Source organism: Clostridium sp. 1001270J_160509_D11 (assembly GCF_015667935.1).
Classification (GTDB): Bacteria; Bacillota; Clostridia; order Peptostreptococcales; family Peptostreptococcaceae; genus Intestinibacter.
In genome coordinates this window covers 1-16,608 of record NZ_JADPET010000060.1, presented here as the reverse complement: position 1 = coordinate 16,608, position 16,608 = coordinate 1, and the positions used below count along the sequence as shown (strand labels likewise).

Below are 16,608 nucleotides of genomic sequence, written 5' to 3'. Positions count from 1 at the left end.
ACTCATGACTTATAGCACTGATAAAACCTATACATCCTTTCATATCTTTATTTTTATAATATTTAGCTGGACCATTTTTTAATTTTAAGGAAATTATATATTATAAGGTTTTGGATAGAGCTATGAATAAAGGGAATTTTTTTGTTGATTTTTTTATGTATAAAATAAAATAACTTGGAAATAATCTCATTATATCGGAGTGAAATATAAGTTTTTTAAAATATGATGATTTATATATAAAAAGTGGGGATGAGATTATGAAAAATAATATAAAAAATAAATTAAACATAAATAAAAATATAAAATTTAGAATAACATTATGTACTATATTACTTGTTGGAATCTTAGGAATAATGGCAACTTACGCATATGCACAAATATCTAAAATAGATAGATTTTCAGATGATTATAAAGATAATTTAATAAGATTTCACGTATTAGCAAATAGTGACTCTGATGAAGACCAAAACCTTAAATTAAAAGTAAGAGATGAAGTTATAAGTTATTTACAACCAAAGCTAAAAGACTCAAAGTCAATACAAGAGAGTGAAAAAATAATACTTAATGAAGAAGACAAGTTAATGGATATATGCAAAGAAACAATAAAAGAAAATGGGTATGATTATGATGTAAGTATAAACTTAGGATATAGCAAGTTTCCAACAAAACAATATTCAAGCGTAGTACTTCCTGCCGGTGAATATAAAGCATTAAAAATAGTAATAGGCAAGGGCCAAGGTAGAAATTGGTGGTGTGTTATGTTTCCTCCACTTTGTTTTGTAGATGAACAAAACAACGTAATAGATAAAGAAACTGATGAAAAATTAAAATCAGTTTTAACAAAAGATGAGTATGAATTGATAGTTGAAAAAGATAATAAAAAGGTAAATGATTTACAAATAAAATTTAAAATAGTAGAAGTTTTTCAAAAAATATTGGATTTAAAACAAGACGATTGTCAGATATAAATAATTAATTTATTTATATAGATATTAAATTTTATTTTTATAAAGGAGAGTTATTTATGGGAAGGTATTATAAAATAATACTATCATTGTGTATAGCAATTTTTTTAGTTACAAGCACGATATCTGCATATGAGAGTAATGATATAAATTTAATGAGTATTACTAATTTACTTCAAGAAACACACAATAAAAAATCTAAAGAATCAAATTTATGGAACTTAAAAAACAATAAAGAGGGTTACATTAATTTGTGTGTCCAGGATACTGCAACATCGGATACTAAATCTATAGAGAATGAGGATGTTGCTGATGAAGAAACACAAGCAGTTATGAGTTTAAGTGATGAACAATTAAATTTATTATCAAAATTAGTAGCAGCTGAAGCAAGAGGAGAAAGCTATGAAGGACAAGTTGCTGTAGCAGCGGTAGTTTTAAACAGAGTAAAAGATTCAAGATTTCCTGATTCTATAGAAGGTGTAATATATCAAAAGAATGCATTTTCTGTTGTTAGGGATGGGTATATAAATGCTCAGCCAACAGAAGAATCATATAAAGCAGCCAAAGATGCTCTATATGGCAATGATCCAACAAATGATGCAATTTATTTTTGGAATCCAGATATATCAACATGCAACTGGATAAATACACTAAATCCACACTTGAGAATAGGAAATCATGTATTTGCAAGATAATTATGAATAAAGATGCCCGTTTTACATAGATATATATTTAATATATGTCTTTGTAGGAGGGGCATATTTTAATTGATAATACAGATTATAACTGATATAATTTTTTTGATATAATTTCAATAATAAAATACATATTTAATAAATGTATAAGGTTTATATTACTTTGACAGATTTGAAAGTGTATAGCTTAGGAGGTAATTATGGATATTAATATAAATATACAGACAACACAGTTTAATGAATTAGGTGAAAAAAATATTATAAAAACTAATTCAGATGGAACTTTATATCAAAAGAAAGACCATAAATATATAATTTATAAACAAGTTGAAGATGGAGAAGAGATAACAACATCTATAAAAATAGAAGAAAATATGGTAACTATAAAGAGATTTGGTGCATTAAATTCAACACTAAGATTTAAAGCAGGTCATGTTGATGTATCAAATTATCTTACTCCACAAGGTGCTTTTATTATAGAAAACCATACAAAGGAATTAGATATATTTGAAGGAGAAAATATATCTATACTTATTGATTACGATATAAAAATAATGGACATGTTTACGGGAAGAAATATAATTAACATAGAGATTAAGAAAAAATAATAAGTCTAATAAATAGAAAAATAGATATAATATTAAAGATAGATTTATTTTCATAAATCATATAAAAGAATATTTTATAAAGGTAGTTTAAAATACTACCTTTTGTTTAATTTATTTGTTATTATATGTATTATAGTTAATTTTATTTAATCTGCAAAAACATACAAGGACTTAATATTTTTTTATAGAAAATATATAAACAATTGTAAGTTTAAATTTTGCTTGAAAGGATTTAAAAATAGTTTTTAATATATTTATTAAATTAAACATGAAAATAAATTAAGAATTATTTAAAAGGGATAGAATATGATATTTGAAAAGGTACTCGATACAATAAATAGACATAATCTTATTGAAAAAGGAGATAAAATTGTATTAGGGATTTCTGGCGGCCCGGACTCAGTTTGTCTTCTACATATATTAAATCGATTAAAAGAAACATTAGATATAGAAATTTATGCTGCTCATTTAAACCATCAAATTAGAGGTCTTGAGGCACAAAAAGACGCATTATATGTAACACAATTGTGTGAGGAGATGGGTATAAAGTATTTTGTTAAATCAATTGATGTTCCAAAATACTGCAAAGAAAATAAATTATCTATTGAAGATGGTGCCAGAAAATTAAGATATGAGATGTTTTATGAAATCATGACTAGAACTCATGCTAATAAAATAGCAATAGCTCATAATGAAAATGACCAAGCGGAAACAATACTTATGAGAATTATGAGAGGGACTGGTCTTCAAGGATTAAGAGGAATTGAGTATATAAGAGATAACGTTATAATAAGACCAATATTAGACATAGAAAGAAGCGAAATTGAAGATTACTGTGAACAATATAATCTAAATCCAAGAATAGACCAAACTAATCTAGATCCAATCTATACAAGAAATAAAATTAGATTAAAACTAATCCCATATATGCAAGAAAACTTTAATTCAAATGTAATAAAGTCTATAGTAAGAATGACTAGTAGCATAAAAGAAGATAGTGACTATATTGAATCAAATGCACTTATGAAATTTGAAGAAATATGTTCTATATCAGATGAAAGCATAGAAATACCAGTAGATTTATTTGTAGACTTACATAATTCAATAAAATATAGAGTTCTTAGATATGCGATTAAATATGTTTTAGGAGATACTAATTTTATAGACCAAAAACATATCTTGGAGATTATTGAACTGGAACCAGAAAAAAAAGTAGGGAAAAAATTAAATCTTCCAAGAGGTTTGTTTGTATATAGAAAGAAAAATAGTATAATAATTACTATAAAAGAAATAATTAGTGAAGAAATTGAATTCTGTTACAAAGTCCCTAAGAATGGATTTGTAAAAATAAAAGAATTGGGAACACTTGTAGAAACAGAAACAATGAGTATTGAAAAATACAACATCACTAAAGGAGAAAACAAAGATAATAAATGGTTTGATGCAGACAAAATAAAGGGGGACTTAAATGTAAGAACTAGAAAAGCAGGGGATAAGATAAATATTTCTGTAGGAAATAAAAAACTAAAAACTTTATTTATCGATATGAAAATTCCAAAAGAAGAAAGATGTAGAATACCTATATTAGTAGATGAAGAAGATGTACTAAGTGTAGGAACTTACAGAGTAAGTGAGAAGTTTAAAGTTGACGAAAGCACAAGAGAAGTACTGAAAGTATGCTTTAAAACGCTTTAAAATAAAACAACATATGAAGGGAGGGCTTCTGTTGAACAAATTCTTAAAAGGCGCAGGTTTTTATTTGTTACTTTTAATTATAATCGTGACAATAGTAGAATTTGCAGGTACACCGACAGAAACAGTAAAAGAATTAAACTTTTCTCAAGTATATAAATATTTAACAGAAGAAAATATATCAGAAATACGTTTTGTAGATTCAACTTCAGTAGAAGGTACAATAAAAGATTCAAAAGAAAAATTTACATCTTATATGCCAAGAGAAGTCATGAGTGATGAGTTTGCAAATGAGGTATTAGAGCAATCTAAAGAAGGAAAATTAGTATTTAGTGGTAAACCAAAACCAACTGAACCTTGGTATATACAAATGCTACCAACATTATTATTAATATTCTTTATGGTAATAATGTGGTTCTTATTTATGAATCAGTCTCAAGGTGGAGGCGGAAAAGTTATGAACTTTGGAAAATCAAAAGCTAGAGTTCATAAAGATGATGAAAAGACTAGAGTTACATTTAAAGATGTAGCAGGTCTTCAAGAAGAAAAAGAAGATTTAAGCGAAGTTGTTGACTTCCTTAAAAATCCAAAGAGATATATTGAATTAGGAGCAAGAATACCTAAAGGGATACTTATGGTAGGACCTCCTGGTACAGGTAAAACTTATTTATCAAGAGCAGTTGCTGGTGAAGCAGGAGTTCCATTCTTCACTATAAGTGGTTCTGATTTTGTTGAGATGTTTGTTGGGGTTGGTGCTTCAAGAGTAAGAGATTTATTTGAACAAGCTAAGAAAAATGCTCCAGCGATAATATTCATAGATGAAATCGATGCTGTTGGTAGAAAAAGAGGAGCTGGCCTTGGCGGTGGACACGATGAAAGAGAACAAACATTAAACCAACTTCTAGTTGAAATGGATGGTTTCGGTGTTAACCAAGGTATAATTATAATGGCAGCAACAAATAGACCAGATATACTAGACCCTGCGCTACTTAGACCAGGTAGATTTGACAGAGAGATAGTAGTAGGAGCGCCTGATGTAAAAGGTAGAGAAGCTATATTTAAAGTTCACTCAAAAAATAAACCTCTTGCAAAAGACGTAAAAGTAGATGTATTAGCTAAGAGAACTCCAGGATTTACTCCTGCAGATATAGAAAACATAATGAATGAAGCTGCAATACTTACAGCTAGAAAGAAAGAAAAACAAATTCATATGGAAACTATAGAAGAAGCTATAACAAAAGTTATGGTAGGGGTTGCTAAGAAATCAAGAGTTATAAGTGCAAAAGATAGAAAACTCACAGCTTACCACGAAGCTGGTCATGCTATATGTATGCATGTATTAGAACATGTAAGCCCAGTTCATCAAGTAACAATAATACCAAGAGGTAGAGCTGGAGGATTTACAGAACCTCTTCCACAAGAAGATCAAATGTATGGAACTAAGAATGAAATGAAAGAAACTATCATAATGGCATTAGGTGGTAGAGTCGCTGAAGAATTAATAATGGACGATATATCTACAGGTGCATCTAATGACTTAGAGAGAGTTACTTCAATAGCAAGAGCTATGGTTACTAAATATGGTATGAGTGAAAAACTTGGACCAATGGTATATGGCGATAGTGATGAAGAAGTATTCCTAGGAAATTCAATTTCAACTAAGAAAAATTACTCTGAAGAAATAGCTTATGAAATAGATAAAGAAGTAAGAGATATAGTTGAAGTTGCATATGCAAAATGTAGAAAAATATTAACTGACTATTCTGCGGAGCTTGATTATGTAGCTAAAGGCTTATTAGCATATGAAACTTTAGATGCAGAACAATTTATAAAAGCATTTAATCAAGAACTTCCTTTAGATAAAGGAGATTTAGTTGAAAAATCTGATACTGACAATTCAACTACAGAAGAAGTTAAAGTTGATATAACTAAAAAAACAGAAACTACTCAAGTAGAAAACAAAATAGAAGACACTGTTGTAGAATTAAATAAAAAAGATTTAGATAATGAAAAATAATCTTGAATATTAGATAAAAAGGCTGTTACATTAATTGTGTAACAGCCTTTATTTTTTTGATAAATTTTCCTAAAAATTGTATTTTATATATAAACAGTTAACAGTATAATGTAAAATAAGATATAAATTGATAATAAGAAATTAATACATAGTTTTAAAGGGGTGTATTTATGAGAGAAAAGATAATAAGAGCTATTTTAGATAGCGGAGATAGCTTTATATCTGGAGAACAATTATCTAAGGCATTAGGAATTTCTAGAACAGCAATATGGAAACATATAAATGCACTTAGAGAAGAAGGATATAATATAGAATCTGTAAATAAAAAGGGATACAGATTAGCAGAAAGACCACATGATATATTATTACTAGAAAATATATCGCATAATCTTAGCACTGAATTTATAGGCAAAAATATAATACATTTGGATACTGTAGGTTCTACAAATGATTATGCTAAAGAAATTGGAAATAAAGTTAATGGGGGAACCTTAATAATAAGTGAACAACAAACTAAAGGTAAAGGAAGATTGGGCAGAAGTTGGAAGTCAAAATCAGGAGATGGAATTTGGATGAGCTTAATTATAAAGCCTAAAATTGAGCCATATAAGACGCCGTTTTTAACTTTAGTAGCAGGTGCAAGTATTATTAAAGCATTAGATAATTTAGGTGTTGATGTATCGATAAAATGGCCAAATGATATCATATTAAATCATAAGAAAATTTGCGGTATATTAACTGAATTATCAGCCGAAATGGAAAGAGTAAATTATATTGTTATGGGAATTGGTATAAATGTAAAAACACTTGAATTCCCAGAAGAAATAAAAGAGAAAGCTACTTCTCTTTATAAAGAAGGATATAAGTTATCTAGAGTTGATATCGTTAGACAATTTTGTATAGAGTTTGAAAAATTATATAAAGCTTATATACTAGATGGAAACAAAGATAGCACTTTAGAAATATGTAAAAAATATTCGGCAATAATAGGGAATCATGTATATCTTATAAAGAATAACAAAAAAGAGTTAGTTGAATGTATAGATATAAATGAAAATGGAAATTTAATTATAAAAGAAAATAATGGTGAAATAAAAGAAATACTATCAGGAGAGGTTTCTATAAGAGGAGTAAAAGGATATGTATAATAACATACTAGATGTTAAAGGATTAAAAGTAGGACAAGCACAAAATGAAGAAGCTCTTACAGGATGCACAGTAGTTATATGCGAAGAAGGCGCAGCATGCGGTGTAGATGTTAGAGGAGCTGCCCCTGGAACAAGAGAAACAGATTTACTTGATCCAGTAAATACAATTCAAAAAGTACACGCTGTTGTTTTATCTGGTGGGTCAGCATTTGGTTTAGAAAGTACATGTGGAGTTAGCCAATACTTAGAAGAAAAAAATATAGGATTTGAAGCAGGGCCTTGTAAAGTGCCAATAGTTGTTGGTGCGGTATTATTCGACTTAGCAATAGGAAATCATAAAATAAGACCAGACAAACAAATGGGATACGAAGCTTGTTTAAATGCTAGTGAAACAGTTTTAGAACAAGGAAACTATGGTGCTGGATGTGGAGCAAGTGTCGGAAAAATAAGAGGACCAGAATTTGTAACAAAAAGTGGTATAGGAAGTCATTCTATAAAATTAGACAATGGAATAGTAGTATCAGCTTTAGTTGCAGTAAATGCATTAGGAGATGTGTATGAAGATGGAAAGGTAATAGCAGGAGCATTAAATAATGATAAAACTAGCTGTCTAAATAGTTACGAACTTATGAAACAAGGGGTAACAAAAGGCGGATTTAGTATAGATAATACTACAATAGGAATTATTGCTACTAATGCTAAATTAGATAAAGCACAATGTAAAAAAATATCACAAATGGCCCATGATGGATACGCGAGAGCTATATTCCCTATACATACTCCTCATGATGGAGACACAATATTTACGATGGCAACAGGTGAAATAGAAACAGGAGCAGATTTAACATTATTAGGTTCTTTAGCAGTTGAAGTTATGGAAAAAAGTATAATAAATGCTGTTAAAAATGCTAAAGGAGTAAAACAAATACCATCATATAATGAATTAAAACAACAATTATTAGTAAAATAGATATTTAATAAAATTGATTAAAATAATCCAAAAATATACTAAAAAGGCATGTTTTTGATTATAAGAAAAAACTAACAAAAAAATGTGAGAATATTGACAACGCAAGTGTCGACTGCTAAAATTTATTTTGTTACAGCGGGCATTCTTAAAAAAGAAGTCTGACTATAGGGTAAAATATGTAACAAAATAATATTAAAAGTCCGGCATCCAATGGAGCTGGAACGGAGGTTATATTATGATGAACGCAGGAGCACAAGCATCAACTCAAAAACGATTAAACGTTAGAAGAATGGCAGTAATCTCAGTACTGTCAGCAATATCAATTGTATTATCTATGATTCCTTTTGTTGGTTATATACCACTAGGACCAGTTAAAGCAACTATTATGCATGTACCAGTTATAATAGGAGCAGTAATAGAAGGTCCAGTTGTTGGAGCAGCAGTAGGTTTAATATTCGGATTAACAAGTCTATTTAAAGCATTTACAGAACCTACAATTACATCATTCTGTTTTATGAATCCAATTATATCAGTATTACCAAGAATATTAATTGGTGTAGTGGCATACTATGTATATGCAGGAATACACAAATTAACTAAAAGAGTTTATTTATCAGGATTCATTGCAGGAGTAGTTGGATCTCTAACAAATACAATAGGAGTTATGGGATTAATTTACGTATTATATGCGGATAGATATATGAAAGCAATAGGTCAAGCAGGAAATGCAGGTAAATATATTCTTGCAATATGTACAGCTAATGGAATACCAGAAGCAATAGTAGCAGGTGTATTAGTATCAGCAGTTGCAGTGGCTATGATTAGAAAAAGCAAAAAATAGAAAGAGGGTTTATATAAATGCTATTAGTATTTGACGTTGGAAATACCAATATGGTTTTAGGCATCTATGAAGGAGATACATTAACTAACAGTTGGAGAATAAACACTGATCATCAAAAAAGTTCAGATGAATATGGTATATTAATAAATAACTTATTTGAATACCATAGAATCAATATGAGAGATGTTAAGAATATAATTATATCATCAGTGGTTCCAGATGTTATGCATTCTCTTGAAAACTTCTGTATAAAATACTGTGGAGTTGAGCCATTAATAGTAGGACCAGGAATAAAAACTGGCTTAAACATAAAATATGATAATCCAAAACAAGTTGGGGCTGATAGAATAGTAAATGCAGTAGCAGCTATCGAAAAATACGGATATCCATCAATAATAGTTGATTTTGGAACAGCAACTACATTCTGTGCAATATCAGATAAAGGAGAATACTTAGGCGGTTCAATTTGTCCAGGAATTAAGATATCAAGTGAAGCATTATTCCATGAAGCATCTAAATTACCTAGAGTTGAATTAGTAAAACCAGGTATGACAATTTGTAAAAATACAGTATCAGCAATGCAAGCTGGTATAATATATGGTTATGCAGGAATGGTTGAAAGATTAATTAACATGATTAAAGAAGAGTTAGGTAATGATGATGTAAAAGTTATTGCAACAGGTGGACTTTCAACACTTATAGATTCAGAAACTGATAGCATAGATTATATCGACAAAGACTTAACACTAGAAGGTTTAAAACTTATCTACGAAAAAAATAAAGAATAAATAATCGATTAATAAAACATATTTTTTGATTAATAAATAGAAAAGCAAAGACTGTCTCGAAAATAATAGAGACAGTCTTTTTTAGGCATAAAATATACGTATTTTTGAAAAATAAATGGTTAAGTAAATGTAAAAAAATAAAATTTATCAAAAATCATATAGTATATTTTAATTTTTTGTAATAATATATTAGAAGTGGTCAATAATGAATTGATATAGTCCACAAAAACTTTTTAAATAAAAAGGAGAACAATAATGAACATAGGAAATGTAAGTCTTGACAACAGAGTTTTTTTATCTCCTATGGCAGGTGTAACTGACCTTCCTTTTAGATTAATATGTAAACAAAAAGGTTGTGGGATGCTTTATACAGAAATGATAAATGCAAAAGCCCTTTGCTATAATGATGAAAATACTAAAAAAATGACTAAAATAGAAGATGAGGAACACCCAATTGCAATCCAAATTTTTGGTTCTGAACCTGAATATATGGGAAGAGCTGCTGAAATATTGAACTCTCATCCAAATGAAATTTTAGATATAAATATGGGTTGTCCAGCTCCTAAAGTAATAAAAAATGGTGATGGATCAGCTTTAATGAAAAATCCTAAATTAGCAGAAGAAGTTATGAGAGCTGTAGTAGAAAATTCTACAAAGCCAGTAACACTTAAGATAAGAAAAGGATGGGATGATAATAGTGTAAATGCTGTTGAAATAGCTAAAATAGCTGAACAAGCTGGAATTAGTGCTGTAGCAATACACGGTAGAACTAGAGAACAATATTATTCTGGAAAAGCAGACTGGGATATAATAAAAGAGATAAAAGAATCTATATCAATACCTGTAATAGGTAATGGAGATGTATTTGAAATAGATGATGCAATAAATATGTTAGAAAAAACAAACTGCGATGCTATAATGATAGGTAGGGGTGCGCAAGGAAACCCATGGATATTCAAAAGAATAAACCACTATATGCAAACTGGTGAAATACTACCTAACCCAACTGCAGAAGAAAAAATAAATACAGCTATAGAGCATATGAAACTTGCAGTTGCTGAACATGGAGAATATGTAGCAGTTCGTGAAATGAGAAAACATATTGGTTGGTATATAAAAGGATTAAAAAATTCAGCTAGATTTAGAGATGAAATCAATAAATTAACTGATTGTGAATCTGTAGTAATGAAGCTGAATGAGTTGTCCTTGACACAATCAGAATAGTGACTTATAATAAAGCGCATAAATTAGTTAGAACGTAAAATTATAATGAATAATATAAAGAAAGTTATAATTTATAAAATATAGAGTGTAAAAGGAGTTGTTAAGTTATGGTAGAAAAACAAGAGTTACTTACTCAAGATGGTTACAATAAACTTGAAGAAGAGTTAGAATACTTAAAAACAGTAAAAAGAAAAGAAGTTGCAGAAAGATTAAAAGTAGCTATATCATTTGGGGATTTATCAGAAAATGCTGAGTACGATGAAGCTAAAAATGAACAAGCTAAATTAGAAGAACAAATATTAAAACTTGATGAAAAATTAAGAAAAGCAGTTATCATAGATGAAAGTCAAATAGACCTTGATATAGTAATGGTAGGTTCTATAGTTAAGTTATATGACTTTGATTTCGATGAAGAAATTGAATATTCAATAGTAGGTTCTGCAGAAGCTGATCCATTCGAAGGAAAAATATCTAATGAATCACCAGTAGGAAAAGCTCTATTAGGTGCTAGAGTTGGTGAAGTTGTAGAAGTACAAGTTCCAGATGGAGCAAATAAATTCAAAGTATTAGATATAAGAAGATAGAAGGGGAGGAACAAATGAGTAAAAACCAACATCAAAATGTAGAAACACATGAAGAACTTAGTGAAGTGTTAAAAGTTAGAAGAGAAAAATTACAAAATCTTATAGATATGGGAAGAAACCCATTCGAGCAAACAAAATATGATGTAACTGATTATTCTATGCAAATCAAAGACAACTTTGAAGCTAAAGAAGGCGAAACTGTTAAAATAGCAGGTCGTATAATGAGCAAAAGAATCCAAGGTAAAGCTGGATTTATAGATATACAAGATTCTGAAGGTAGAATACAATGTTACGTTAGAAAAGATGCTATAGGTGAAGAAGAATACCCTGTGTTCAAAACATATGATATAGGTGATATCATAGGTGTTGAAGGTACTGTATTCAAAACTAAAAAAGAAGAAATATCAGTAAAAGCAACTAGCGTAGTATTATTATCTAAATCATTACAAGTATTACCAGAAAAATACCATGGATTAAAAGACGTAGATTTAAGATACAGACAAAGATATGTTGACTTAATAGTTAATCCAGAAGTAAAACAAGCATTCTTAACAAGAACTAAAGCTTTAAAAGCATTAAGAAGTTACTTAGATGATAGAGGATTCTTAGAAGTTGAAACACCAATATTAAATACAATAGCTGGTGGAGCAAATGCTAGACCATTCATAACTCATCACAATACATTAGATATACCAATGTACTTAAGAATAGCTAACGAATTATACTTAAAAAGATTAATAGTAGGTGGATTCGATAAAGTATACGAAATGGGAAGAATGTTCAGAAACGAAGGTATGGACGTTAACCACAACCCAGAATACACTGCTATAGAAATGTACCAAGCATATGCTGACTTCAACGATATGATGGAATTAACTGAAAATGTTATAGCTCATATGGCAGAAGTTGCTACAGGAAGCACAGTTGTTAACTTCCAAGGAACTGAAATAGACTTCAAACCACCATGGAAAAGAATGACTATGATAGAATGTGTTAAAGAATACGCTGGTGTAGACTTTGATACTATAAACACTGATGAAGAAGCTTTAGCAGTAGCTAGAGAAAAAGGAATAGAAATAACTCCTGGAATGAGAAGAGGAGAAGTTATAAATGCATTCTTCGAAGAATTCGGTGAAGATAAATTAATCCAACCAACATTCATAACTCATCATCCAGTTGAAGTTTCTCCACTTGCTAAGAGAAATGCTGAAGACCCAAGAAAAACTGATAGATTCGAAGCTTTCGCAAATAAATGGGAATTAGCTAATGCATTCTCTGAACTTAATGACCCAATCGATCAAAAAGAAAGATTTATGGACCAATTAAGAAAGAAAGAATTAGGTGACGACGAAGCATGTGATATGGACGAAGATTTCATAAATGCTTTAGAAGTTGGTCTACCTCCAACAGGTGGATTAGGAATAGGTATAGATAGAGTTATGATGTTACTTACTAACTCTGCATCAATAAGAGACGTAATACTATTCCCAACTATGAAACCAATAACTCATAAAAATACTGAAGACGAAGAACAATAAGATTTATTAAATCTTAATATAATATAGAGGGGTGTCCTACTTTGGACATCCTTTTATTTTTATGTATAAAACTATATAGAAAAGTTTGACATATCTATATCCTAGGTATATAATAAATAACTGAAAATGAAATAGGGAATCAGTTTCTATTTAAGTAAACTGATATTATTTTTGGTGAATAAATGATAATGAGAATCGATTTAATCAAATATATATAAATATATTTTGATTATGTTTTTTATGAAAGTGAGGAGTATACAATTGAACAATAATAATAGAGGAAAATATAAAACTAAACAAAGGGAATTAATATTAGATTATTTGGTAGATAATAAAGATAGACATGTAACAGTAGACGAGATAATAGATTATACAAAAGAATTTGGTTCTCCAGTTGGAAAAACTACTGCATACAGATATATCGACGAATTAGAACAAAAGGGCATAATCCGTAAGTATACAATAGAAAAAGGCATATGTGCTTGTTATCAATACATAGATAAAGAAGAAAAATGCTACAATCATTTTCATTTTAAATGCAAAGTATGTGGAGAACTATATCATTTAGATTGCAACTTTTTAAATACAGTAAAAGAACATTTATGTGCTCATCATGGATTTGAAATAGATAGTTCAAAAACTGTATTCTATGGAACATGTAAAAAATGCTTAAATAAAATAGGAGATAGAGATGAATAAGAAGAAAATAGGAATTATTGCATTAATTATCGTAATGTTATCTGGAGTTATGATGATTTTTGCAAATGGGATAAAGAATAAACAAGTAGTTGAGAAACATGATGGAAAACTACAAATAGTCGTTACTTCATTCCCACAATATGATTTTGCTAGGGCAGTTGCTGGAGATAACGCGGATATACAAATGCTTATTAAACCTGGTGTAGAAACACACTCATACGAACCAACACCAGATGATATAAGAAAAATCCAAAACTCAGATTTATTTATTTACAATGGTGGAGGAAATGATAAATGGGTAGATGGAATTTTAGATTCTATCGATATGAGTAAAACAAAAACTTTAAAATTAGAGGATTGTGTAAATTTAATTGAAGAAGATGAAACAGTAGGTCTTGAAGGCGTAGCAACTCATTCGCATGATCACGATCATAGCCATGAAGATGGAGAAGACCACGACCACGAAGATGCAGAAGGTCATGAAGGACATGAACACAGCACAACAGACATAGAGTACGATGAACATGTTTGGACATCACCTATAAATGCTATAAAAATCGTTAAAGAAATAAACACAGTTTTAAATCAATTAGATGAAAAAGATGCAGATAAATTTGATGCAAATGCTAAACAATATATATCTGAAATAGAAGATATAGATTCACAAATTAGAGATATAGTAAAAAATGCGAAAAGAAAAACTTTAGTATTTGGGGATAGATTCCCATTCAAATACTTTGTAGAAGAGTATGGTCTTGATTATAAAGCTGCATTCCCTGGATGTAGTGATGAGATGGAACCATCAGCAGAAACTGTTTCTTATTTAGTTAATTTCATTAGACAAGAAAATATACCAGTAGTATTATATGTTGAACTTAGCAGCCAAAAAGTAGCTAATACTTTAGCAAATGAAACAGGAGTAAAAACTATGTGTTTAAATTCTGCTCATAATCTTAGTCAACAAGACTTTGAAAATGGTGCAACTTATGTGTCTATTATGAAAGAAAACATAAAAACACTTAAAGCAGCACTACAGTAAAATATGAATTGGAAAGGAATATTTTAAATGAGTCAAATAGAATGTAAAGATGTTAGTGTAAAATATGAAAATCAAGTAGTATTAGAAGATATTTCTTTTTCTATAGAACAAGGTGATTACTTATGTATAGTTGGAGAGAATGGTTCGGGAAAAAGTACCTTAGTAAAAACTATATTAGGTTTAGAAAACTCTAAATTAGGTCAAATTGTATTTGGAGAAGGCTTAAATAAAAATGAAATAGGATATTTACCACAACAAACTCAAGCTCAAAAAGATTTTCCAGCATCAGTATATGAAGTTGTATTATCAGGATGCTTGAATTCAAAAGGATTTAGTCCATTTTACTCTATGAAAGATAAAAAATTAGCTAATGAGATGATTAAATCTCTTGGCATAGAAAATATAAAAAGAAAATCATTTAGAGAATTATCAGGGGGGCAACAACAAAGAGTATTGTTAGCAAGAGCACTTTGTGCAACTAAAAAGATAATAATACTTGATGAGCCTATAACAGGCTTAGACCCAACTGTAACACGTGAGATGTATAGTTTAATAAAAGAAATAAATAAAAAAGGGATTACGATTATAATGGTATCTCATGATATAAATTTTGCTGTTAATAATGCAAGTAAAATACTTCATTTAAAAAAGAACATCAAATTCTTCGGAAATACAGAAGATTATGCTAACAGTGAAGTAGGAAGAAGATTTATAGGAGGTGCCCAAATTGATTAGTGTATTAAGTGATATGATGTCATATACATTTATAGTTAGAGCAATGATAGTAGGTGGCTTAGTTGCTTTATGTTCTGCCTTATTAGGAGTTAGTTTAGTTTTAAAAAGGTACTCAATGATAGGTGATGGGTTATCACACGTGGCATTCGCTGCTCTTACAATAGCTGTTGCTATGAATGTAGCGCCACTATATATATCAACACCAATAGTTACAGTAGCTGCTATTATACTACTTAGATTAAGTGAAAATAGCAAGATAAAAGGTGACTCAGCAATTGCCTTAATATCTACAGTATCTATTGCTATAGGGGTTGTTGTAACGGCATTAACAAAAGGAATGAATACAGATGTATATAGCTATATGTTCGGTAGTATATTAGCAATGTCTGAATCAGATGTATATATGAGTATTGCTTTATCTGTAGTAGTTATTATATTATTTGTATTTTTCTACAATAAAATATTTGCAGTTACTTTTGATGAGTCATTTGCAAAAGCTACAGGAACAAAAGCCGATGCTTATAATATGATAATTGCTGTTTTAACAGCTATAACAATAGTTGTTGGTATGAGAATAATGGGTACAATGCTTATATCAAGCTTAATAATATTCCCAGCATTAATATCAATGAGAAACTTTAAAACATTTAAAAGTGTAATAATATGTTCTGCAATAGTATCAGTAGTATGTTTCTTTTTAGGAATAGTATTATCGTATTTATATTCAATACCTACAGGAGCAAGTATCGTTCTTGTTAATACTGTAGCGCTTATATTATCGTATTTAATAGGAGAATTGAGAAATTAATCAATTCTCTTTTTTAATTCTACGGAAATTATATATTATCTGGTTTGTGGATAATGTATAATTTCCAACTTATTAACTAAAGCAACGGACGAAGTCGTTGGCGATATGAACGAAGTGAATTTTTTTATTAAAGAAATTTAGGCTAAATTATTATTAAAAATAACATCTAAATATAAAATAACAATATAAACCTAAAAAAATATACTTAGAAAATGGAATAAAATATATCAATATATATTAATATGTGATAATTAGAA

At 29.3% G+C, this 16,608-nt stretch carries 16 protein-coding genes; all 16 read left to right on the top strand.

Annotated elements, in window-relative coordinates:
* The first annotated feature begins 257 nt into the window (after positions 1-257).
* The 16 genes from spoIIR (at position 258) to I4U58_RS07280 (ending at position 16,351) form a co-directional block, all read left to right on the top strand.
* Positions 258-968 (top strand): stage II sporulation protein R, encoded by a 711-nt coding sequence (gene spoIIR / locus I4U58_RS07355; RefSeq protein ID WP_195930614.1) that lies wholly within the window; start codon positions 258-260, stop codon positions 966-968.
* A gap of 56 nt (positions 969-1,024) precedes the next feature.
* A complete protein-coding gene (locus I4U58_RS07350; protein ID WP_243269580.1) occupies positions 1,025-1,660 on the top strand; it encodes a cell wall hydrolase in 636 nt (211 codons plus the stop codon).
* A gap of 200 nt (positions 1,661-1,860) precedes the next feature.
* Positions 1,861-2,268, top strand: a complete 408-nt coding sequence (locus I4U58_RS07345; RefSeq protein WP_195930610.1) for a DUF1934 domain-containing protein — start codon at positions 1,861-1,863, stop codon at positions 2,266-2,268.
* A 306-nt stretch (positions 2,269-2,574) separates the two neighbouring features.
* Complete coding sequence (gene tilS / locus I4U58_RS07340; protein ID WP_195930609.1) at positions 2,575-3,963, top strand: tRNA lysidine(34) synthetase TilS; 1,389 nt, start codon at positions 2,575-2,577, stop codon at positions 3,961-3,963.
* 31 nt (positions 3,964-3,994) lie between these two features.
* Positions 3,995-5,977: an ATP-dependent zinc metalloprotease FtsH gene (gene ftsH / locus I4U58_RS07335; protein WP_279325555.1), complete on the top strand. Its 1,983-nt coding sequence runs from the start codon at positions 3,995-3,997 to the stop codon at positions 5,975-5,977.
* Between the two features lie 170 nt (positions 5,978-6,147).
* A complete protein-coding gene (locus tag I4U58_RS07330) occupies positions 6,148-7,125 on the top strand; it encodes a biotin--[acetyl-CoA-carboxylase] ligase (protein ID WP_195930586.1) in 978 nt (325 codons plus the stop codon).
* Positions 7,118-8,095, top strand: coding sequence for a P1 family peptidase (locus I4U58_RS07325; RefSeq protein WP_195930574.1), 978 nt, complete (start codon positions 7,118-7,120; stop codon positions 8,093-8,095). Before I4U58_RS07330 ends, I4U58_RS07325 begins: the two co-directional genes overlap by 8 nt.
* A 235-nt stretch (positions 8,096-8,330) precedes the next feature.
* Positions 8,331-8,936 (top strand): ECF transporter S component, encoded by a 606-nt coding sequence (locus I4U58_RS07320; protein WP_195930570.1) that lies wholly within the window; start codon positions 8,331-8,333, stop codon positions 8,934-8,936.
* Between the two features lie 17 nt (positions 8,937-8,953).
* On the top strand, positions 8,954-9,724 hold the full coding sequence (locus tag I4U58_RS07315) for a type III pantothenate kinase (RefSeq protein WP_195930567.1): 771 nt from the start codon (positions 8,954-8,956) through the stop codon (positions 9,722-9,724).
* Positions 9,725-9,979: 255 nt separating this feature from the next.
* Positions 9,980-10,948, top strand: coding sequence for a tRNA dihydrouridine synthase DusB (gene dusB, locus I4U58_RS07310; RefSeq protein WP_195930564.1), 969 nt, complete (start codon positions 9,980-9,982; stop codon positions 10,946-10,948).
* 107 nt (positions 10,949-11,055) lie between these two features.
* Positions 11,056-11,532: a transcription elongation factor GreA gene (gene greA, locus I4U58_RS07305; RefSeq protein ID WP_195930551.1), complete on the top strand. Its 477-nt coding sequence runs from the start codon at positions 11,056-11,058 to the stop codon at positions 11,530-11,532.
* A gap of 14 nt (positions 11,533-11,546) precedes the next feature.
* Positions 11,547-13,070 (top strand): lysine--tRNA ligase, encoded by a 1,524-nt coding sequence (gene lysS / locus I4U58_RS07300; RefSeq protein ID WP_195930548.1) that lies wholly within the window; start codon positions 11,547-11,549, stop codon positions 13,068-13,070.
* 261 nt (positions 13,071-13,331) lie between these two features.
* A complete protein-coding gene (locus I4U58_RS07295) occupies positions 13,332-13,769 on the top strand; it encodes a transcriptional repressor (RefSeq protein WP_195930546.1) in 438 nt (145 codons plus the stop codon).
* The gene (locus I4U58_RS07290) at positions 13,762-14,808 is read left to right on the top strand and encodes a metal ABC transporter substrate-binding protein (protein ID WP_195930545.1); all 1,047 of its coding nucleotides are present in this window, start codon (positions 13,762-13,764) and stop codon (positions 14,806-14,808) included. Before I4U58_RS07295 ends, I4U58_RS07290 begins: the two co-directional genes overlap by 8 nt.
* Positions 14,809-14,835: 27 nt before the next feature.
* Entirely contained in the window at positions 14,836-15,543 is a 708-nt protein-coding gene (locus tag I4U58_RS07285; protein ID WP_195930542.1) for a metal ABC transporter ATP-binding protein, read from the top strand.
* Positions 15,539-16,351: a metal ABC transporter permease gene (locus I4U58_RS07280; RefSeq protein ID WP_343003977.1), complete on the top strand. Its 813-nt coding sequence runs from the start codon at positions 15,539-15,541 to the stop codon at positions 16,349-16,351. Before I4U58_RS07285 ends, I4U58_RS07280 begins: the two co-directional genes overlap by 5 nt.
* Positions 16,352-16,608 lie beyond the last annotated feature (257 nt).